This is a genomic window from Microbacterium sp. Mcb102, assembly GCF_024519805.1.
Lineage (GTDB): Bacteria > Actinomycetota > Actinomycetes > Actinomycetales > Microbacteriaceae > Microbacterium.
Genome location: NZ_JALJRG010000004.1, coordinates 214031 through 234633, shown reverse-complemented (window position 1 = coordinate 234633; position 20603 = coordinate 214031). Strand labels below are relative to the sequence as shown.

Below are 20603 nucleotides of genomic sequence, written 5' to 3'. Positions count from 1 at the left end.
GCATGCCCCGGAATTTACATCCGGCTCACAAGGGCGACCCGTCATGAAGCCTGAGCGAATTCACCGATAGAGGCGACGCAGTCGCGCTACTTCCTCGACTTAGAGAGCTAGCGGACATGCCCGCAACGTCGAGGACGACGAGTACAGTCTGACCCGTGAGCGATTCGTCTGGCCAGCCTCGTGTACGCGGTGTGATTGAAAGCGTCAATGGGCGTGCGAATGGTCGCGGCGTCCCGGAGCTCAGCCAGGCCGTTCTTCGTCTGGAGGATGGGTCGACGCTCGAGGTGCGTATGCCGCGGCCATTGGGAACAGAGCGGAATTTTCAGGCACTCCCTGTCGCGTTCGATTTTGTCGACTTTGGTGTTTGCCCGATCTGCCTCGCGCCGGAGCCGCGAAGCCGGGAGCATGTGCCGCCCCACTCAGTTGGCGGGAGCGTGATCACGATGACGTGTGAAAACTGCAACAACGAGTTCGGCAGCAAGTACGAGCCGCACCTGCGCAATTGGTATGAGAACGCGATCGGGAAGGTACGGCTCTCGGGCAAGACCGTTCCCGGCCGCCGCAGCGTTGGCGAGTACCTGCTACGCGAGAACGCATCCGGTGGGTTTGTTCTCTTCCAACACGGTAAACACGACCCGGCGGTCTCTCAGATCTTGGGAGAACAGGAGTTCGAGATGAGCTACGAGATTGTCGACGCAACCCGTTCGCACATCGCAGCGGTCAAGACTGCATATCTGGCCGGATGCGTTGCGCTGCACGCGATCCCCCGGACGCCCCGCGCTGATGCGTTGAGAGCTGAGCTCCTCGTTGCCCGAGACGTGCCCCGTGACCAGAAGGCTGAGCTCGGCGACGTAGCGAGGTCCATCAAGGTCGCGCGTTCCGCACACGAACCGAGCCCTGGCGAGATCATCTTGATGGCAGCCTCGGATGAACTAACGGAATCTGCAATGGTGATCAGCTTCAATCGCGTCTTCGCCGTCGATTGGCCGTTCGACCCGATCACGGGATTCGCAAGGCGAGCTGACTGATGGCGGCTCAAAACGATCGTCGCGGCCAGAAGAAAGTAGGGCCGGCGATCGAGCCTGCGGAGATCGTGGAACGCTTCGTTCTGCGTGCGCGACGGGTTGCCGCGCACTCACTCTCACAGTCGAGGGACAGCCTCCAGGCGTTCGCAAACACGATGATCCGCGGTAACATCGATCTAGCGGGCCGCTTTACTGTGGTAGAGGACCTGCCCGATGAGGAGACCTTCGAGTCTCTCGTCGCTCGCCTGCGCCCACTCACGGTCGAGTCGGAGCCGATCTTCTACAACCGAGTCCTCGACGCAATCACCACATTGACTACCGGCGCGGCAACAGCTTCCGATAGGCAGCGAATCACGGCCCTACGAGCCGCCTGGGAGTCGACGGAGATCCAGGGGACACAGGTCCAGGGATACACCGTTCAGGCCGCCGGACCCGATCATGTACCGACCAGCATCGTCTCGGATACGCAACTTGCGGCAGGCTGGCTCTACGCAGATCTCGTCCACGCCGACCCCCGCGGAGCGAAGGTGGCGGCGCTCGAGCATGATCTCAAGGAGCGCTACACCGCGGCGGTTCGCGTGTTCTCGCGCATCGCGATGCTCACACTCGACACATTGGACCTTGTTCACGACCTGCAAGAACGATCGCTGATCATGTTGTCTGATGATGCATGGACCTCCGCGGTAAGCGTTCGCGAGTCGGAGTCACCGATCGATGTGCACGTGTTTTACGCCGACACCGGCACCGCGGTCCCTGATCTAGCGGAAGGCAGCGACCTGCCGACCGAATGGTCGCGCTTCACCGTCTCTGACCTGCTCCTGCAGGACCCCGCCAATCAGGTGTCCCTCACCCTTCAGACTGGCGACGAGCATACGAACCTCGAAGCCGCCATCATGCATCGGCGTCCTGAAGAAGGCGGCGTCGAATGGGACATTTTCGTCGATGGGTGCCTCATCCTCACCTTCGCGTTCACATTCGAGAACGATCGGGCAGTCGCATGCACCCTCGCTGAGGAGAAGTACCTCGAACTCACAAACGCGCAGAAGCTTCGCTCCGCACAGCTCGCACGGCGCCTGCACTCAGCAGATCGCGCGGTGTTCGACGTCCCCGGCGGAAACATCACCATCTCGATGGAGGACCTCAGCGCCGAGGAAGAACATCAGATGCGCGTTATCGAGGAGGCGCTCAGTGATGTGATCGAGATCGAGAGGATCACGGGGAATGAGATCGGAGTCTGCGACGGACGCTTCACTAACCTGGAACGCGTCAGACTGCGGCAGACACGTCTGATCTGGGAAGGCAAAGTCGTCCATGCCCGCCTAAAGAGCGCGACCGTCACCTCACCATCGGGAAATCCACCGCAGGTTATCGCCATCAAGGAAGGGTCGATCGCGTTCGCCGGGCAACAGATCCCAACGCCCGAGACGCACCTCTGGCATCAGCAGCTCGAGGTGCATCCCACCACGGCGACCGACAGCCCCGGGCACCCGCGCGACTACATCATGAGTCCGCCGCGAGGCGAGCACCTTATAGCGTGGGCCCCCGCACGGTTAGTCCGCTCTGAAACCGAGCCAGTGCTCGCGTCGCCGTGGGATCTCGCCGGAATCGATGAAAAGTCGTTCCGGTAGCACCGACGAGTTCGGCACAACGCAGTCGACGCGCCGAGCACGGACAGAGCACCAGCAGCCCATCAGTTCCGTATCGGCCAGCAAGGCAGGCGCGATCCTCACCAGAACTTTCCTACACGCGGGCTTCACCAACTACGCCACAGTGGCGGGCTGCAGATGGCGACCGACGCGAAACGCGCCTGTCTCACCTGGAGCCGTCTGCGGAGTTCGCGGTGCCCGCCGAGTGGGAACGCACCTATCGACCACTCGCCGTGAAGACCCCTGCAGCTGGCGAGATCCTCACTCTCACGCACACAGCTGCACCCCGCACTACCCTCCCCAGTCAGAAGCGCCCGGGGCGAGGTGCCCGTGCGCAGCCATTGGCGTAGCGGTCATCCTGCAACTCTCGAAGGCCGCGAAGCCCCTAGAGCTTCCCAGCGAGGACCATCGCGCGCATCGCGATCTTGCCGGCATTCATGATCCCGTATCGGTCTTCGACCCGCGCGGCGAGCTCGTTCACGGATTCTCCTGCTTCCGCGGCACCGAGCACGCTGCCGAGCAGCACCGATTGATCGTAGACATCTCCGCCGGGGGCTAGGAACTGCGCCATCAGCTCTTCGGTGGGAGTGAGGGGTTTCCCGCGCAACGGAGTGCTCACCTTCCATCGAGCATCCAGGCGGTTCAGCGAGTACCACTTCGCTCTCGACCGGACGGAGCTCGGCGATAGTTTGACGCCACCCTTCCCCGACGTCACGGCTGCGCGAGCCCAGATATCTCCCCCCGCTCCTTGAGGCTTCTGGAAGGTCATGTCGCTGCGCGCGATGACGGCCATCGGCTGCAGCATCAGGGTAAAGACGCAGGAGTCATGGACCTCGAGCCGGATCCGGCTTTCGTCCTCTCCCCAGCTGCCGCCTACAAGCTGACCCGACACTCGCAAGTCCTCCGCACCCTTCGAGCTGAAGAGTAGCGCCGGGCTGAGTACCGTCACCGGGGTTCGGCCCTTGTTGATCACTGTGATGACAGCGACATCGAGTGCGGGACCGTCCAGTCTGTATGGCATCCGCCAGTCGATGGCATCGGGGTTCTCCATATCTGCCGGAGAGGCACGAACCATCCGGAGGCCATCGGTGCGGCCGAGCTCGAGCTGCACCTTCAGGATGCTGCCGCCCCATACCCACTCCCGGACAGCCCAGAAGAGTGCCACAGCCGCGACGACCAGGATCCCCACCTGCACCAGGTCGGCAAGAGGATTAGGGGCCGGCGCGACGCAGGCGAGGGGGGCTAGACAGATCACGTGGCCTCCTGGCGGTCACGTGATCTTACCGAGGCCGACGCTCTGCGCTTCTCCGGACATGTCCGGCACGGGTCACTCGTAAGGGAGGGCGCTTCGCACAATCTTCAACTCTCCTGCTCGAGCAGCCTCGGCGAGCACTCTGCCGTGAAACAGTGGCCCTGTTCGGTACATTGATGCGACCGACTGGATCTGTCACGTATTGAATCGTCTCGCCTCGAAAGACCACGAATGGAGCCCCCATGGCCCAGGACTACCCGCTCGAGGAACTCAGTCCGCGCGCTTTCGAACAAATGACGATCGCCGTGTGTGAGGAGGTGTTCGGTCCAGGGCTTGAAGCCTTCGGGGCGGGGCCGGACGGGGGGCGCGAGGCCACCTTCCGTGGGCTCATTCGGTGGGGCACCGAGCCTGACGATCCGAACGTGTGGGATGGGTACACGGTGATCCAAGCGAAACAGCGCGAGCATCACTCCGTCGATCCCGCTAACAACCTCTCTTGGCTTCTCAAGCAGATCGACGCGGAACTCGAGAAATGGCTGGACATGTCCAGCACCCGGGCTCCAGTCCCGGACCACCTCCTTTTCGTCACGAACGCCCGCATCTCGAGTGCGCCGGGCGCCGGCATCGACCGCCTCACCGCGCACCTTGCCAAATGGTTGGACAACCCCGCGTCCGGCGACCCGAGAGTCACCCTGCGAAAGCGCGGCCTTCGACAGATCCGGGTGTGGCACCGAGACAAAGTCAACTCTCTTCTCACCGCTCACGGATCCGTGCGCAACGGGTTCAAGTCTCTCCTCACCGTGGGTGACCTGCTCGCACGCCTCACTCAGATTTCCGACACCTTGAGGCCCGACGAGCTGCATCCCTTCTTGCACACCCACGCGGGAGCGGCGCTGTCCGCCGAACGCTGGGTCCATTTTCAAGAAGCTGGCGGCAGCGACCGCGAGTCCGTCGAGCAGATCGTCATCGACCTGAAAACTACCGACGAAGACGCAACGGAGTCTACGGTCCTCTCCGAGATCTTCACCCGGTCAAGCGCTGTGCTGAAACCCATGATGGCCGATCGAGTGGAGCGCCCCCACGTCGTCATAACCGGACGAGCAGGAAGCGGCAAGAGCACCATCACGAAATTCGTCACGCAGGCATTTCGCTCACAATTTGCGGCAGAAGAGTCTCTGCCACCTACCGCTCGGCACGTCCGCGAAGCAACCGAGGAAGCATTCCGCGGCCTTGGGACGGATGGTCCTACCGGGCGGCGATGGCCCGTGCTCATCAGGCTCACGGATTTCGCTGCGGCCATCGGGCCGAGCGGCGACCTCATGCTGCTCCGATTCCTCGCCGACACGATCTCGCGCCGGGCCGACATCGACGTCAAACCGAACGTCCTCAAACGGTGGCTCACCTCCTGGCCGTCGATCATCATCCTCGACGGGCTCGATGAAGTGACCGCGCTCGAGGTCCGCCCACGAGTGCTCGACGCGATCACCTACTTCGTGGAAGACCTCGAGAACAGCAACGCCGACCTCCTCTGCATCGTCACCACCCGCCCCTCCAGCGACGCGGAACGATTCATGCCCGAACGATTCCGTCAACTTAACCTCACCTCCCTCGATCGGGAGACAGCAGAACGCTACGGGCGCATGGTCACTCAACGGCGCCTCGCCGACGATCCGGACCGCCGAGACCCACTCCTCGCGTCCCTGGAACGTCAGTTCTCACTGAGCACGATGCAACGCCTCATGAAGACTCCGCTCCAGGTACTGATCATGACGATCATCCTGGAGCGAGTCGGAACACTGCCCTCGGACCGCTACCAGCTCTACTCCCAGTACTTCGACACGATGTACACGCGCGAAGCAGGAAAACCCACCACCCTGGCCCCCCTCCTCGCGTCACAGAATCACGCCATCATCTATCTACACGAAACGGTCGGCCGGGTCCTCCACATCAAGGCGGAAACTTCCGGAGGCGAAAAATCGGTGATGCCCCGCGGGCAGATGCGCGAGCTTCTCGACGCCCGACTCACCGAACTCGAACACGACACAGACCGCCTCCGAACCCAGATCGGGGACCGGATCATGCAAGCCGCAACCGAGCGGCTCGTCCTCCTCGTGCCCGCCGAAGACGACGGGCTCGCCTTCGAAGTCCGCAGCCTTCAAGAACTCATGGCTGCTCGGTCACTCGTGAAAACCAACGACGCCAACCTTCGCACGCGGCTCATCGCCCTCGCCCCCAGCCCGCACTGGCGCGCAACCTGGGTGTTCATGGCCGGATACGTTTTCTCCAACGGCACCGACGAACAACGAGAAATGATCGTCCACATCGTGGAGAACGTCGACACGGGCGAGACGTGGCCCGGCTGGTTGAGCCCGATCGGCCCCGAACTCGCCGCTGCCCTCCTCGACGATGGCCTCGCCACCCAGACACCTAAATGGCTGCGCCGACTCGTCCAAGTCGCCCTCCGAGCATTGACCGGCCCGGCACCACGCAACATGCAGGCGTTCGCGGACGGCCTCACCGCAGCAGCCAGCGCCGATTCCACCACACGAAGCCTCATTCGTAACACACTCATCCAGGCCCTATCCGGGACTCCACGAGCAAGTCACACCGCCCGGTTCCTCCTCGCGATGACCAAGCTCGACGCAGGGATCAGTCAGGCAGCGCTCCGGGACGCCACAGAACCGATCTTGTCGAGAACCTCCGAGACCTTCGACTGCCTCGGCACCGTCCTCGAAGACCACATCTCGTCGCTGCCAGAACCCGGCGACGCGGTCGTGGCCCTCAGACCCCTCCTCGATGCTTTGAACTTCTACCACGCACCACCGTTCGGCAGCGGCGAGGTCGGCGTGACCCTCGTGCACAACGACACCGTCACCGACAATTCGACCGCGCAACTGATCGACGACCCACACACCGCCGCACTCCTCGAAGTCCTCATCGCCTCTCTCCCCCTCGAGAGCTGGCGCGTCCCGCACGGGGTGTCTGTCATCTACGAACGCGGCGCCGGCCGCCGCCCCGTCTCCGACCAACTCGACTGACCGTCACGAAACTGCACGCGAACCCCAACCGCCGCGCGCGTCGCACACATGCATGGAGACGAGTGGAGATGAAGTCGGCCCTTTCGGACTGTGCCCCACTTCGGCAACGCGGGTCGTGGTGCCGATCTTGCCGCTGGGCCTGACCAGACCCCGCTCAGCGCCCGGTGGCGACACCGACCGGAGACTAGGGACGCTTCTTCGACCCAACCGACTTGAGCCCGCGGCGTCCACGGAGTAGACCGAGGTCCCGTCCTTGGTGCGGTCGTTCGAGCCGGCTCAACACAGCGTGCTGGGTCTCTGGCGTCCAAAAGATCGTGAGGCGCTCTCGAGCTCGGGTAACCGCCGTGTAGAAGATGCTGTGTGAGAAGCGGTCCTCGTTGGCGTCGGTGATCACAACCTTCACGGAATCGTACTCGAGACCTTGCGCCTTGTGGATGGAAACCGCGTAGGCGACTTGGAACGGAACCGTCTTGCTATTGGACTCGTCCTCCTCGTCGGTACTGCCCTGCTCCGAAACGGAGAAACGGACCGTCGAGCCGCCGAGCCACTGCAATCCGGAGACTCGCGCGACATCAAATGCCGTGAGTATCCGATCTAACTCGATGTCAAACTGGATCTGACCGGGGAAGGTTTCGATTCCAACAATCGTTCCTTTGAGGTTGTTGTAGATGACTCCTCTGAATCGCGAGGTGTCCCCGAATAAGACGGGGTCGCCGATCTTGTACGTTGAGACGCCCCAAACGGTCGCTTCGCCAGGATTGCCGCTCTGGAGGAACCGGTTGATGTTGTTGATGCCGTATAGGCCGTCGTAGTTGAGGCACAGGATGATCTCTTGGTCATTGCGCGGTGCGAAGAGGGTCTCGTCGAGCACGGCTGAGTAGCCGTAGTGAGCCAGCAACTCCTCGATGTTCGGCTCGATGCCGCGCACGGCATCCCAGAACTTCAGTAGCTGGTCGCTCTTCGTGCGGTAGGGGCTGGTGAGCTCGAACACCGAGGAGTCCGGCAGGAACGCCGGAGCCAACGTGAACCAGTTTCCGAACTTTATTGATTCGATCTGGTAACTGTCCCCGACAAGAACGAGTAGTTCGAACGACGTTCGCCGTAGCACCTGGAGGAGATCGTCGTTGCTGACGATGCTGCACTCGTCAATGAACAGCACGTCAAATTCGGTGCCAGTGTCGTTCCAGAGGTGGCTCGCGATCGTGCGAAACGTGGAGTTCTGGGCACTGACGCGCCGCTCAAGGTTGTTCTTCGCCGGATTGGTGTGCGCCAGGAACAGCTTCCTCTTGTCGTTGAAAAAGTGAGCGATGTGGTCGATCATCGTCGACTTTCCCGTGCCGGCTGCACCGTAGATCAAGGCGACCTGGGAACTCGCGAACAGCGCTTTGAGCGCTGCCTCTTTCACCGGATCATCCACGTTCACCGTCGGCGTCTCCTCAAGCCATCGCTCGACCGCCTCGGTATAGCCGCCGATCCCAGATTTGGCATGGGCCTGAAGTTCTTCGATGATCTCGACCGAGTCGTCTTCGTACTCCTGGACGAAGACGTGCTTCTTGTCGTGGACGAGGTCGCGCGCCGGGCGGTGCCCGTGCCAGAGCTTGCTGTTGAAGGTCGCGATCAAAGCGTCAATGTCACCGAAGCGCTCAAGCTCCTCATCGGGTGTGTAGAGCATGCCGTGCTGTTCGACGTTGTTCTTGACGCGACGAGCAAGCAGCTCGTGAACGCGGTCGCGAGTGTCCAGACTTTCGACCAGGTCGGAGAAGGTGACGTTGTGCTTTTTCGGCGATGTGCAGAAGGGCATTGAATCGAATGGCTTGCATCCGCGATCCAGGTTGAGATTCGAGAGCAGGCTAGAGGTTTGAGAGCTGTACTGCTGCTTGAGGATCAGGTTATTCATCCTGAGCATGAGGTAGCGGATCATATTGTGCCCGGGGCGATGGCGGGAAATCAGATCGCGGGCCCTCTCAAGCACGGGAAAGATCGCCGCCTTCTGGACGCGCCGCGTGGCTTCCTCTCGTAGCCCCGCAAACCTAGTGTCAGGAAGCGCGACGACATCGAGGAGTCCAGTCTCCGTGCGAGTTAAGTACTCCATAAGCACGCGGTACTCACTGGACCCTGACGATACCTTCGACGCCACTCCGAACAACCGAGCGAAGTTGTCGAACTCGCACGGACGAATCGAGACCTCCCAGTCCGTGATGATGGTGATCGGCATCGTCTGGCCGAGCACGTCGATGGCTTCGGAAACCACGGTAAGGTTCGCCGCGTACTTGTCTGTCATCTCGATGTCTGTGAAGGCAATGATTCGGTCGACCTTCTGCAAGTGATCAGTCGTCGCGCGGAAGACTACCTCGTAGAGAATCCGCCCCTTCGTGAAGATCGGCCGGATTCGATGGACGTAGTAACGGTTCCGAACACCTCCTGGTGTCGGATCGGCGCGGACGGCATCGATCCGGGCGGCGATCTTGCGGTGGTACTCGCGAAGTGAAGGATCGAGGTTGACCGGAAAATCCTCCAGATTATTGAGCGTCTCCATCTTGCAAGCTGCCCGCAGCAGCAGGCGAAGCCTGATGAGGTACTCGTAGTACTTGAGCATCAGCCGCTCTGAGGTGTCACCATCCATCGTGTAGTGCGACACGCTCTCCTGTAGCAGCTTGTGAAAACGGTGCAGGAACTGAACGCGCTTCGGCGCTGACCCGATGGCGACCAGCGCCGCCTGAATCGCGTCGTAGTCGTAGTCAGCATCAGCACGGCCCGCGTGAAGGCGAACCGCTGCTCCCTCTACGAGATTTCGAAGGTGTGACAAAACCGCGAGCGACATAAGTGCACGATCGCCTTTCAGCGCAGCGATGCTGTCACAGATCGCACGATCGGCGCTACGGATCTGATCATCGACTGTTCTCATCGCCGCCCCCTTGCAAACCCCGTCGTCGTGTCCAACCTGTGGCTCGTGCCAGAGCGCTGGGATGGATCGCTGTACGCTCAAAATACCGCGCGTGGTTGCAGTACGTCACGAACTAGCCGAGTTCCGTCCAATCTTCAGTACGTACCTCGGCAGCCGAGCTACGCTCGAGCACTTCATAAATTGACGAGCCACCCTTACATCCGGCATGTACTCCACCGACCAAGCGCACGAGGCTCTCAACGCACGCGGCTTCTCCCACCCGCAAGAGACTCTCCGGCGCATCACTCGGCACCCGGCGTCGCTGGCCACTCACGCTTAGCCACTTCCACCTCAAACTCAAGGTGGTCGTAAGCTCGCGCTATGACGATCTCGGAGCCTTCGTCGGGCACGTCAAGGCGGCTGCACGTCCAAACCCCCGAGCACTTACGGGGAGATGCCTGATCATGGATACACGCTCGCATCAGCGCTCCGCGCTGCTTGTGCTCGACGTCGATGGCACGATCTCCAGGATCCACCGCGAGGAAGAGCGCGCGCTGCATCAGAACGATGAAGGCTGGCGCTCCTGGATGACGGTCGACGATGAACTGGTGGACGCACTTGACGATCTCGCCCGGCGACCCGGCGTCCAGGTCGCCTGGTTAACGACATGGCCGCGCGATCAGGTCGGCTGGTTAATCCGCGAGCCGTTGCGGGGCAAGCTCACCGGCCCGTACGTGCCCTGGCAGAACTGGCCCAAGCGTGGATGGCGGACGGCGAGTCTGATCTCGCACATCCGTCAGACCAGCCCAAACGCGGTCGTGTGGGCAGACGATCGAGCTCCGGAGGACGCTGAGCAACGGCTAACCGCGATGACGGAGGTCCCATCGCTGGTCGTCCGCCCCGACAAGTTCGTGGGCGTCACCCTTGCCGATGTTGGGCGAATTGATCAGTTCCTAGACGAGCAGCTCGTACTCTGAGCGCCCGCCGCGCACGGCGGCCCTCATTCGGCTGCGTCCTCGGCCTTGGCACGAGCGTGGGATGCACAGAGTGCCCACACCCACATTCGGATCGTGTAGGTCCTCGCCGGTGCCCCGCATTCTTCGCAGGTCGTCGTGCTCTCCCACTCAGCGGCGAGGATGGCGTCGCTGAACTCTTTGTTGTAGTCGTAGACGTCGTCGGATGCGCGAGCGTAGAAGCTGAGAGAGCCGAACTTTGATTTGATCTGCTGAACGACGTAGCCCGGAGCGATCGCCGCGAGCTTTCTGTCAAGCCGGTCGAGAAGCGGGTACCAGCCGGAACTCACATCGATGAGCTCCGGCCAGCCAGGTTCGATGCGCGCAATGATCCGCCGAAGCACCGGCGGAGCGTTCTCAGTCATATCGTCCCCTCCTGATCGACGTTCTCCGCTCTAGACGACTCGAACGGGCTAGTGGTGGCTCACGGGTACCTCGGCTCGATGGGAGCCTACGTACCTTCGTTCGTGTCGTCAGCCACCTCCAGCGGTTCCGCAAGCAGGACCAGTGTGGAATGCTTCGAACCGTTACGGGCAACTAGGGACGCTCGGGACTGTTGCCGCAGTCGAGAATGCTCACGGAACGCGCGCCCTACGCGCAGACTGCGCATCACGGCCCTATCGAAGCTAATCATTCCTCGACGACGCCACTCGATAGCGGCGTGACCTCGAAATCCCGTGACCGCCCGTCGGCGCTCCATGAACTCGAGTTCTGGGAAAGGACCCGGCAATCCACCGGTGTCGGGCAGCAGGTGGGTGAAGAGTTCGGCGAACGTCGGACCGAGGCCCGTGCGGCGTCGTGTCTGCGCGATGAAGATAGCGGCAGCCAGTGCCCATTCCTCCGCGGTGTCATCGCCGGTGAACTCTTCGAACATGTACACCCATTCTGTAGGCGGCGGACTCGTGATGTCCTGCCACCAGATCGGGAACGCCTCACACATGACGCACACCATCACATTTCGCGGTCGCATGCACGGGCCGATCCCGCGCCGCGACCGCCAGTCACCGGGATGGGCAGCACACGTGCAGGGAGTAGCGGAGCAATCCGACGAAGATGATGATTGTTTCGTATGGCCTCCCAAATTATGCCATACCGATTAGGCCAAACATGAGCGCCCGGATCTAGACGCTTGGAAGGTGCGCCAGCGGAACGACGACTTGGAAGCAGATTGGGCTGCGTTCGCGCAGCGCTTCGCCACTTCCCTTCGCACTGCTCGCCACAAAGCCAATCTGAGCCAGGAAGACGTGGCCTACCGCGCCGGGCTGACCCGGTACACGTATCAGAAGTACGAGAAGGGCGAATCACGCCCCGGCCACCCGGCTAACCCGACGTTGCGAACTCTCCTGGCTCTCACCCAGGTGCTCGGCATCACCTTGACCGATCTGGTCCCGGGGAACGCTCCCGATCTTCGAAGTCGCTGAGCGCTGTTCAGGCCCCTGCGTGACCCACGGTGCATCGTCGGCCCAGCCGGGAACGATGCGCCGGGATACGACCCGAGATGCAGGTGCCGCACGCACAGAACGCTCCAGGATGTCCGCTCTTCTGCCGGAGCGCGTGATGTGGCGCAGGAGAACCGCTTTCTCACGGTAGGACGCTTCCGCGACCCCCTTCTCAAATGGCGTTTTCGATACCGTCGCCCCGCTCGATTTCGGCATTCGGATCGCGGTGTACATCGCGGCGCGGTGAACTGCTACGACCGTGGCTGCGGTCGATTCCAGTTCCGCCGTCCGGCTTCCACCTCCAATGCCTACGACGAGCCCGATGAGCCCTTCGACCTGCTGGGAGTCGCTCTCGGCGAGTGCAAACAAGCTGAGCGTGACGTCAGGGTGCGTTAGCGTCACGAGCAGGTCAACTGCCGGCGCATACGAGCACGAGGCTCGGAGCCAGCGCGCGTCAGGTCGCTCTTGCCAGCTGTCGATGATCAAGCGCAGGGCAAGGTCGTATTCGCCCGTGTGCATCGTCACTCCACGTCTCCAAAGGATTCCTGAAATCGACTGTTCGGCGCGATGGCACGCCGACGGGGTGGACAGGAGTTCATCTTCACCGAGGAAGTGCCATCGACGGTGGCGAATGCAAAACCCACCTCCCCTACTGAACACCTCAGTCGGGTTTCCGTCGCTGCATACCAAGCACGCGGAGCGAGCGCGATCAACAACTTCGCACGTGGCGCAGCGTCGAAGCATCCACCGAACGTGGTGGCAGCGCCGATACAGACGGAAGCGTGCGCGCTCCTTGGCGAAGTACCCGGGAGGCAGCGCACCGATTGCCTCAGTCGCAGATGTGAATCGAGCGTTGGTCGAGCTCGACCTGTTGGCACCAACCGTCCGCTCCAAATAGTGGGTGAGCGCGCTGAGATCGAGCGAGTTGGCGACGGCCAACCTAGCTAGGAAACCGGCAGGCGTCTCCCCGGGCAGCGGAATCACACGACAGGGAAGAGTTCGCATGCCTACCTCGACCTCAGTTCCACACGATGGTTCAGCACATGCGCCCTGATCGCCTTGACCCTCGGAAGCATGCGCCTGGCAGCGGGCGTAAGCACGCAGCCGCCTTGCGTCGCGACCGCGGACCTGCCGATCCAGAGTTCCCGTCCCTGAATTCTCAGGCTGTCGAAGATGCCGTCCACGGCGCGATGCCCTAGAGAGTGCGCGGCGACTACGCGATCGAACAGCATTGCCAGTGCGTACCCACCGAGACCCTGCGACATCAGAACGTTCGCGAGACGAGCGTCAGTGAGCCGCGCAGTGAGCGCGATTCGCCGCGGAAATTGAGGAATCTCGTCATCCAGAAGTTCAGCTGCGCACCCACCTTCGAGATTTCGCAGTCGCAGCAACTCCGCGGCCGCATCAACTTCGGGTGACCGATACGGCACACCTCGAAGAGTGAGAGTTCCATTCAGCAGGCGTTGCGCGAGCAGGTGCTTGTGCCTCCCCGGCAGGGGAATATCTCGGCCGCTTCCGTGCCACCTCCGGTGTCGCACGCAGACCGGACCGTGCATACGCGCGACTGTGACCAGTTCGCCTCGGGCGCACCGTCTGCAGAGAGCCACAGCTGCCGGAATCATGCGACAACTCGGGCATTCGACTTGACGCGTGGCGCCACCATGTTCACAGGCGCGACCGCCGGCTTCGCGGAGCAATGCACCATCCGGAAGCCCACCCAACGCCTCGATCTTCCGGAGGGCGCTTCTCGGTGTCACCCGAATTGGGAGGGTTCGATCCTCGCGTCGCAACGCCAACCAGAGGTCCTTTTCGCCGATTGCGTTTGCGGCGCAAAGCCGCGCCCAGTAGCTCGCCGCCGTTTCTCCCGGATACAGGCGAACGGAAGTCGGAAGCCCGGGACGCGAGGTCATGCCGCACTCACAGGCGTTCGCGATCGTCGCGGCTTGCTTGTGTGGAGCGTTGCGGCCGTCTGACGGCGGGCAAGGTCGCGTTCGAATGCGGCCGAATCGAGCTTCTCGGTTCCGTTGTCCATCGCGCTCAGGGCAGCGAACTGCAAGAGGTCCTTGAGCAGTCCGATCTCCCCGCCCGTCAGCGCGTGCAGTGTCGGCGCCGCGGACAGAATCGATCCTGGCCGTTGCTCTGCTAGACACAGTGAGCTCTCCATGGCGAGAAGCAGATCACCCCAGCGAGCCTTCTCCGCGGTCGAGATCAAAGGAAATGGTAAGGCCACGTGCACTTCGAATCGCTTCCCGATCTGCCCACCACGTGAGCCGTCGAGAAGTCCGGTCCCCTCAACTGCGATTCCGGCGTAGACGAACGTGCCTCCACATCGCTCGGAAAGCTGCTTGAGCATGTCTGATGCTTCGACGTTCTGCCGGTACTTCAGATCGAGGTGATGCACGTCATCGACCAAGACGAGTTCGGTGGAGCATCTGCGCAGGGCGTTCGAGACCGCTTCCAGCAGGTCCCCGTAGGTCATCCTGCCGAGAACCGGGAGACCAAGGAATCGGGCGAACTCATGCATCAGAGCTTTGGCTGAGCACTGGGCAGGTACCGCGACATACACGACTGGGAGCATGCCCGGCCCCGCAGCCGGGTGGCCGGTGTCTCGCCGCCTGCGTTCGTGTGCTCTACCGATCTCAACTAGCGAAGTGGTCTTGCCCTGCCCTGGCTCCCCCGAGAGGATCAGGCCTAGCTTCCCGACTCGTCGGTAGGCGTTGAGCATGACGCGATCGCGAACGGCTCGCTGGAAGGCTTCGAACTGCGGTGTCCGCACGAAGGCGCCTGCCTGCGAGTATTGAGCTCGTCCCTGGTTATATAACGCGCGGTCCCCGAAGCTCATGGCCCGAAGCTCCTCGGATGTGACCGGCGCCGGGCGCTCATACGCGGTGTCAACGTGCTCGCGCCAGCCTTCCTTGGTCGCGATCTCGATCATTCGTCGATCCTCCGCCGCACCTCGTCGAGCCTGTCTCCGATGAGAGGGAAGCCACCGGTGTTAGGCCATTCCTCAATAGAGGTGGTCTCGATGGAAGAGTTGTCATCGTCAGCAGGTCGTTCCTCGTCCTCGATGCTCTTCACACTTGTGAAGTTCATCGGATCTTCAGCGATCGCTGCCAATCGAGCGCGCTCTCGCCCGCTTCGCTTCTGACCGTTGCTTCGAGGCGACGGATTCCCTTGACCGGCGAACGCCTTGATCGCCATCGCAAGCTCGCGACGTTCAGCATCGAGCTCAGCGACACCACCGGAGCGCGACGTGCGGGCGTACCGCCAGACATCACCCAGCATCGGGAGTTCATGGACCTGATTGGACCATCTCAGAGGGATGAACTCGCCGTCCCGCTCGAGCCAGACGACGTGCAGATTGTAGGGGTCTACGCGGATCGGCCATCGGCCGTTCCGCACTTTGTCAGGAGACTTGCGCCTCCACAGGCCTTTGAGCCGCTCGGAGTTGTAGACGCGGTTATCGATGCGCACGCCGTAGCGGTTCAGAACTCGGTAGTCCACAGGTAGCAGCGCGATGTAGTCGTCTCGCGTCAGCGGTACGTGGAGTTCGGGCACATAAGCACGGAACGCGCGACACATCTCGTTCGGCGACAACTTGATACGCGGATGCAACGGGTCCCGCAGTCCGTCATGCGGACGATTCTGCCACTCGACCGCGATCCAGTCCTCCAGGAGCTCCTGGGCCTGTGCGATCGTCAGTAGTTCGTCGGATTCCGTGTCTGTGTCGCGACCGCGATGTTCGACGCTGCGGCCGACATATCCCTTCACGTGCTGCAGCAGCATTGAGTTGATGGCCCCGAACGCTCGCTCTACGTGCGGTTTGTCCGTTGGTGTGTGCGGCGCCGAGGTGATCAGCGAGATATTCAAGGTTTCACACGCAGCGCGGAAATGCCGCGACAAATAGTTTCGTCCGCGGTCGGTGGTGATCGTGTCGGGAAACACATACGGCTGCGCAAGACGCAATCGCTCAAATCGCTCCTGATCGATCAGTTGATCGTCAGCCCATGCCGTCGAAATCAGCTGTCGGGTCTCGCGAACCCCTTCCATACGCCGGCCATAGGGCACCAGGGCCCGTGCAAGGACAGCCACCAGGTCGACGCTCTTCGTCCCTTCGGGGCGCAGCATCGCGGCAAGAATCGAGCGACTTGCGACGTCAAGGAGAATCGTCAGTTCGGGCCGGCCGACGGTTTCGTCATCGATCCGCAACATGACATCGATCCGCGTGGAGTCCATCTCGACCAGTTCGCCGGGACGCAGTGCGGTGCGAGTGCCGAATGTGCCGTCGGGTTGAAGCGCAATCGACTCGCGAGTCTTGGCCGAACCGAAGGTGAATTGCCCGTGCTCGTCTGCTTCGAGAAGTCGGAAGAACGTCGCTCGGCTCGGCATCTTCACCGCATCGCCGTGGAGACGTTCGACGCGCCTCATGATTTGTTCGATCGCTGTAGTTCGACTCACAGTCGAGGCGCGGCTCTTTCCTCCGAGTACGTGGTTGATGGCCTCGACGAGGCGTGGATCCCATGTGCTCTTGCGTGGGGAGCCTTTGCCTGCAGTGGTCGTCCCCTGCTCTCGGAACGCTTTAAGCCGACGCTCCACGGCGCGCGTGGAGACAGTTCTGCTTAGGCGCACCTCCAGCCACTCGCGCTCTGCTTCAACAGCCTTCCCGACCCCGATCTCTTCTCGGGTCCCCTCGATGCGTATGCACGATTGCAGCCACGGATCCATGTCCGGCGTGATGTCCTGCACCTGCAGAGAAAGGTTCAGCAGACCTGAAGTGTCGCTAGGCACCGGTGTTGCATCATGTCGAAGCTCGTCGAGAGCGACTTCGACCTCACTTCCGTCCTCATCTCGGAGCATCGCCGAATCCTTCTCAATGAACAAGACCGAGAACTTGCGTTGACGCCACGTGAGCGACCCGCCAACTACAACGCGCATCACACGCTCCTTTGCCACACGATCGTTCTGATGTTGAGGGCTTGATCGAGATCTGCCTCGAGCGCCCCTGACCAGAGGTGCGCGTAGCAGTGTGCGAAGCCCTCGGACCCGACGCCGAGCAGCGCAGCTACCTCAGCCAGGGGCAGCCCATCTTCTGGGAGCCTTGGCAGTTCTTCGCTGCTCGCCCAGTCTCGGAACGGGCCCAGGAATCGGAGGTTGGCCTCGCGGACTACCGATTCCGCGTCATAGACGACATACCGCCAGCCGCGCTCAGCGGCGAACACCGCTGTCATGTCGAACTGTCTTCTGACGTCGTCCTTGATCTGAGTCGCCGGCTTGACGTCCATCAGCACGGCGTGCCCGTCGTCCAGACGCACGAAGTAGTCCGGGCAGTGCTCGCGCGGGCCGTCGGGCGTGGTCCATCGGATCCACATGGGCTGGCTGGCGACCGCAACCACGCCCGGGGTGCGGTCCAATTCGATGAGGCAGCCCCGCTCCGTCAGCGACTCGAATCCGACCGACGCGCCAAGCGCTCCCATCCAGTGGTAGCCGTCGTAGTGCCGCTTGAGCCGCCAACTGGGAAAGTTCCGAACGGGATTGCCTCGTTCGAAGGGCACGCTGTCGCAGTCGACGGCGTCAAGCTCTAGTTGCACGCCATCGAGACGGTACTCAACGCGAGCTCGCGTCCGGTTCGCTTCAGTGGTGGGAGGAACAGGCCACTTCTGAGTCAGGTCCATAGGGATCCAATCGACATCGACGGATACTTCCTATTCGGCAGTCAGCCTCTCTCCTGGGGAGCGGTACTGGCCTATGTCCTGAGCCCTGACAAAGATGCCCCGACTGGGGATCTGCTCACGGGCAGACTATGTCCGGCACCCAACGAGGCTGGTCGACACGCCGCTCTTCCGACACGTCTAGTGAGACTCCGACACTTTCGTGAGACTCTCCGACAGCCTTCGTGAGACTCCGACACTTTTCGTGAGATCGGACAACTGATCCCGCCACGGAACTTTCCGTGACCAAACCGTTGCATTCGTTATCTCGCCGTTATACAGTGATCACACGGTGAATGTTTGCTGTGGCATACACCGCATGTGATTGCAGGACACTCTTGGTGCAAGGGACAAGGGCCGGTCGGGAGCCTCTCCGACCGGCCCTTTACTGTTCCCACTATTCTGTGAACATGACCGATCGCAAGCTCGCCCTGGAGGCCTGGGAGAGCCTGTTCCGCGCGCAGCACGAGTTGTTCACCGAGATGATGTCGGACTTCGAGCACAGCGACCTGGGTCAGGCCGAGTACGACGTGCTGCTCACCGTCACCCGCTCCCCCGGCATGACCGCGCGGCTGCGCGACATCACCGCGAACATGCTGATCAGCCAGCCGAGCGTCTCGCGCCTGGTCGACCGCATGGTGACACGCGGGCTCGTGGCCAAGTGCGCCGACCCCGACGACGGACGCGGTGCGCTGATCCGCGCGACGGATGAAGGGGCCCGGGCGTTCCGCTCCCTCGCCACCGTGCACGGGCGCTCGATCGCCGACCGCATGTCGCGCCTCGGCGATGACGAGCTGCGCACGCTGCGCGACCTCGCGGAGAAGCTCCGCACCCGCTGACCCGCGGCCGCGAGAACGGCCCGCTTCCGTTTCTGGCAGGGTGGGGTGCGTACGCCCGCTGTGTCGCGGGCACGTCAGACCGCCCCCTCGGGGGGAACCAGGGAGGTCATCCATGGAGTTCGCCGGAATCGTCGGCATCCTCGTCATCGTCGGTATCGCAGTCGTCGTCGCCGTCGTCCTGCTGCTCATCCTGCTGCTGTTCGCACGCAGCTGGATCAAGGTCGCCCGAGCCGACGAGGCCCTCGTCATCTCGGGCCGCAAGCAGAAGGTGCAGACCGCGGTCATCGCGACCGACGGGTCGAGCCGCTCCGAGATGTCGGAGTCGCCCGTCACCGTCATCGTCAACGGCAAGTCGCTCGTCAACCCGATCACGCAGCGCCATGAGATCATCTCGCTGCGCTCGCGCCAGGTCTCGCTCAACGCCGAGGCGCAGTCGCTCGACAGCGTGACCCTGAACGTCGACGGTGTCGCGATCGTGAAGATCGGCTCCGACCCCATCCTGGTGCGCCGTGCCGCCGAGCGCTTCGCCTCGCAGGACAAGGCCATCGAGCAGTTCACCACCGAACAGCTCGAAGGTGCCCTCCGTGGAATCGTCGCGACGCTGTCGGTCGTCGAGCTGATGCGCGAGCGGAAGAAGTTCTCCGACCAGATCGCCGCCGACGTCTCGCAGGAACTCGCCGAGCAGGGCCTCATCCTGGACTCGTTCCAGATCAAGGGCATCACCGACAAGGTCGGCTACATCCAGTCGCTCGGCGCTCCCGAGATCCAGGCGAAGCGTCAGTCCGCCGAGATCTCGCAGACCAACGCCGACCGCGCGATCAACCAGAAGAACATCGCGAACCAGGAAGCCAACCTGATCGAGCAGACCGCGCTCGACACGAACACCGCCAACTCGAACGCCGGCATCGGTCGCGCGCGCGCCGAGGCGGAGCAGGCCGAGAACCTCGCCCGCGAGCAGGCGCAGCAGGCCGTGCTGCAGCAGCAGGCCGAGAACAAGCAGGCCCAGCTCGACGCCGACGTCAAGCGCGTCGCCGACGCGCAGCGGTACGAGGCCGAGACCCGTGCTCAGGCCGAGCTCTACACGCGCGAGCGGGCGGCCGAGGCCGCCGCGATCGAGCAGGTCAAGCAGGCCGAGGCCCGCACCCGCATCGCCGAGCAGCAGGCCGAGGCCGACAAGGCCCGCGCCGCCGGTGAGGCCGCGGCTGCCGTCGCGAGCGCCACCGGTGAGGCCGACGCGCTGCGCTCGAAGGCCGAGGCCGAGGCTCACGCCCGACGCCTGCAGGCTGCCGCCGAAGCCGAGGCGATCCGCGCCGAGGGTGACGCGCGCGCCGCGGCGCTCGAGGCCGAGGCCAAGGCCATCGCCTCGAACCAGGACGCCTTCCTCTCGCAGCGCGTGCTCGAGGTGCTGCCGTCGATCATGGCCGAGTTCTCGAAGGGGTACGCAGCGATCGGCAACGTGTCGATCATCGGCGGCTCGGGCCAGGACGGCGCATCAGACGTCGTCGGTGCCGACAACGCCAAGGCCCTGGCCTCGGTGTTCGAGAGCGTCCACTCGGCCACCGGGCTCGACCTCGCCGGCATCATCCAGGGTCAGGCCGTCGGCCGCGGCTTCGGAACTGGTGTCGCGGAAGCCACGCCTGCGGCACCCGCACCGCGCGTCTCGACGCCGACCACCCCGCCGCCGCCCGCACCGCCGGCTCCGGCAGCGGAGTAAACACACCTTCACGACAAGCGGATGCCGCGGCCGGTTCGGTCGCGG

The 20603-nt window shown here is 62.8% G+C and carries 15 protein-coding genes; 7 read left to right on the top strand and 8 right to left on the bottom strand.

Annotated features, from left to right (window positions below; genetic code table 11):
* Positions 1 to 155 precede the first annotated feature (155 nt).
* Both OC372_RS12445 and OC372_RS12440 read left to right on the top strand, forming a co-directional pair.
* Positions 156 to 1028: an HNH endonuclease gene (locus tag OC372_RS12445; RefSeq protein WP_262002255.1), complete on the top strand. Its 873-nt coding sequence runs from the start codon at positions 156 to 158 to the stop codon at positions 1026 to 1028.
* Positions 1028 to 2653 carry a hypothetical protein gene (locus OC372_RS12440; RefSeq protein ID WP_262002254.1) on the top strand — a complete coding sequence of 542 codons (1626 nt, stop codon included), beginning with the start codon at positions 1028 to 1030 and terminating at the stop codon, positions 2651 to 2653. Before OC372_RS12445 ends, OC372_RS12440 begins: the two co-directional genes overlap by 1 nt.
* A gap of 403 nt (positions 2654 to 3056) precedes the next feature.
* Here the strand turns inward: OC372_RS12440 and OC372_RS12435 are convergent, their stop codons facing one another.
* Positions 3057 to 3926: a hypothetical protein gene (locus tag OC372_RS12435; protein ID WP_262002253.1), complete on the bottom strand. Its 870-nt coding sequence runs from the start codon at positions 3924 to 3926 to the stop codon at positions 3057 to 3059.
* Between the two features lie 239 nt (positions 3927 to 4165).
* Here OC372_RS12435 and OC372_RS12430 point away from each other — a divergent pair, with 239 nt between their 5' ends.
* Complete coding sequence (locus tag OC372_RS12430) at positions 4166 to 6961, top strand: NACHT domain-containing protein (protein ID WP_262002252.1); 2796 nt, start codon at positions 4166 to 4168, stop codon at positions 6959 to 6961.
* 184 nt (positions 6962 to 7145) lie between these two features.
* Here OC372_RS12430 and OC372_RS12425 read toward each other — a convergent pair whose 3' ends face one another.
* Positions 7146 to 9866, bottom strand: a complete 2721-nt coding sequence (locus OC372_RS12425; RefSeq protein ID WP_262002251.1) for an ATP-dependent RecD-like DNA helicase — start codon at positions 9864 to 9866, stop codon at positions 7146 to 7148.
* A 443-nt stretch (positions 9867 to 10309) separates the two neighbouring features.
* Here OC372_RS12425 and OC372_RS12420 point away from each other — a divergent pair, with 443 nt between their 5' ends.
* Positions 10310 to 10822: an HAD domain-containing protein gene (locus OC372_RS12420; protein ID WP_262002250.1), complete on the top strand. Its 513-nt coding sequence runs from the start codon at positions 10310 to 10312 to the stop codon at positions 10820 to 10822.
* A 23-nt stretch (positions 10823 to 10845) separates the two neighbouring features.
* On the opposite strand, the gene OC372_RS12415 is transcribed toward OC372_RS12420, so the two are convergent.
* Together OC372_RS12415 and OC372_RS12410 are read right to left on the bottom strand one after the other, a co-directional pair.
* Positions 10846 to 11223 (bottom strand): hypothetical protein, encoded by a 378-nt coding sequence (locus tag OC372_RS12415; RefSeq protein WP_262002249.1) that lies wholly within the window; start codon positions 11221 to 11223, stop codon positions 10846 to 10848.
* Between the two features lie 86 nt (positions 11224 to 11309).
* Positions 11310 to 11732 (bottom strand): hypothetical protein, encoded by a 423-nt coding sequence (locus OC372_RS12410; protein WP_262002248.1) that lies wholly within the window; start codon positions 11730 to 11732, stop codon positions 11310 to 11312.
* 262 nt (positions 11733 to 11994) lie between these two features.
* Between OC372_RS12410 and OC372_RS19350 the strand changes: the two genes are divergently transcribed.
* Positions 11995 to 12279: a helix-turn-helix transcriptional regulator gene (locus OC372_RS19350; protein ID WP_315985397.1), complete on the top strand. Its 285-nt coding sequence runs from the start codon at positions 11995 to 11997 to the stop codon at positions 12277 to 12279.
* Here the strand turns inward: OC372_RS19350 and OC372_RS19345 are convergent.
* From OC372_RS19345 to OC372_RS12390, 4 genes are all read right to left on the bottom strand, one after another.
* The gene (locus tag OC372_RS19345; RefSeq protein ID WP_045264201.1) at positions 12160 to 12822 is read right to left on the bottom strand and encodes a hypothetical protein; all 663 of its coding nucleotides are present in this window, start codon (positions 12820 to 12822) and stop codon (positions 12160 to 12162) included. The genes OC372_RS19350 and OC372_RS19345 overlap by 120 nt on opposite strands.
* A 1381-nt stretch (positions 12823 to 14203) precedes the next feature.
* Complete coding sequence (locus OC372_RS12400) at positions 14204 to 15232, bottom strand: ATP-binding protein (RefSeq protein ID WP_262002247.1); 1029 nt, start codon at positions 15230 to 15232, stop codon at positions 14204 to 14206.
* Positions 15229 to 17232 carry a Mu transposase C-terminal domain-containing protein gene (locus OC372_RS12395; RefSeq protein WP_262002246.1) on the bottom strand — a complete coding sequence of 668 codons (2004 nt, stop codon included), beginning with the start codon at positions 17230 to 17232 and terminating at the stop codon, positions 15229 to 15231. The genes OC372_RS12400 and OC372_RS12395 overlap by 4 nt, the downstream gene beginning before the upstream one ends.
* Positions 17232 to 17969, bottom strand: coding sequence for a TnsA-like heteromeric transposase endonuclease subunit (locus OC372_RS12390; RefSeq protein ID WP_262002245.1), 738 nt, complete (start codon positions 17967 to 17969; stop codon positions 17232 to 17234). The genes OC372_RS12395 and OC372_RS12390 overlap by 1 nt, the downstream gene beginning before the upstream one ends.
* A 446-nt stretch (positions 17970 to 18415) precedes the next feature.
* On the opposite strand from OC372_RS12390, the gene OC372_RS12385 reads away from it, so the two are divergent.
* Both OC372_RS12385 and OC372_RS12380 read left to right on the top strand, forming a co-directional pair.
* On the top strand, positions 18416 to 18844 hold the full coding sequence (locus OC372_RS12385) for a MarR family winged helix-turn-helix transcriptional regulator (protein ID WP_029263791.1): 429 nt from the start codon (positions 18416 to 18418) through the stop codon (positions 18842 to 18844).
* A gap of 112 nt (positions 18845 to 18956) precedes the next feature.
* Positions 18957 to 20558: an SPFH domain-containing protein gene (locus OC372_RS12380; protein ID WP_262002244.1), complete on the top strand. Its 1602-nt coding sequence runs from the start codon at positions 18957 to 18959 to the stop codon at positions 20556 to 20558.
* The last annotated feature ends 45 nt before the right edge of the window (positions 20559 to 20603 follow it).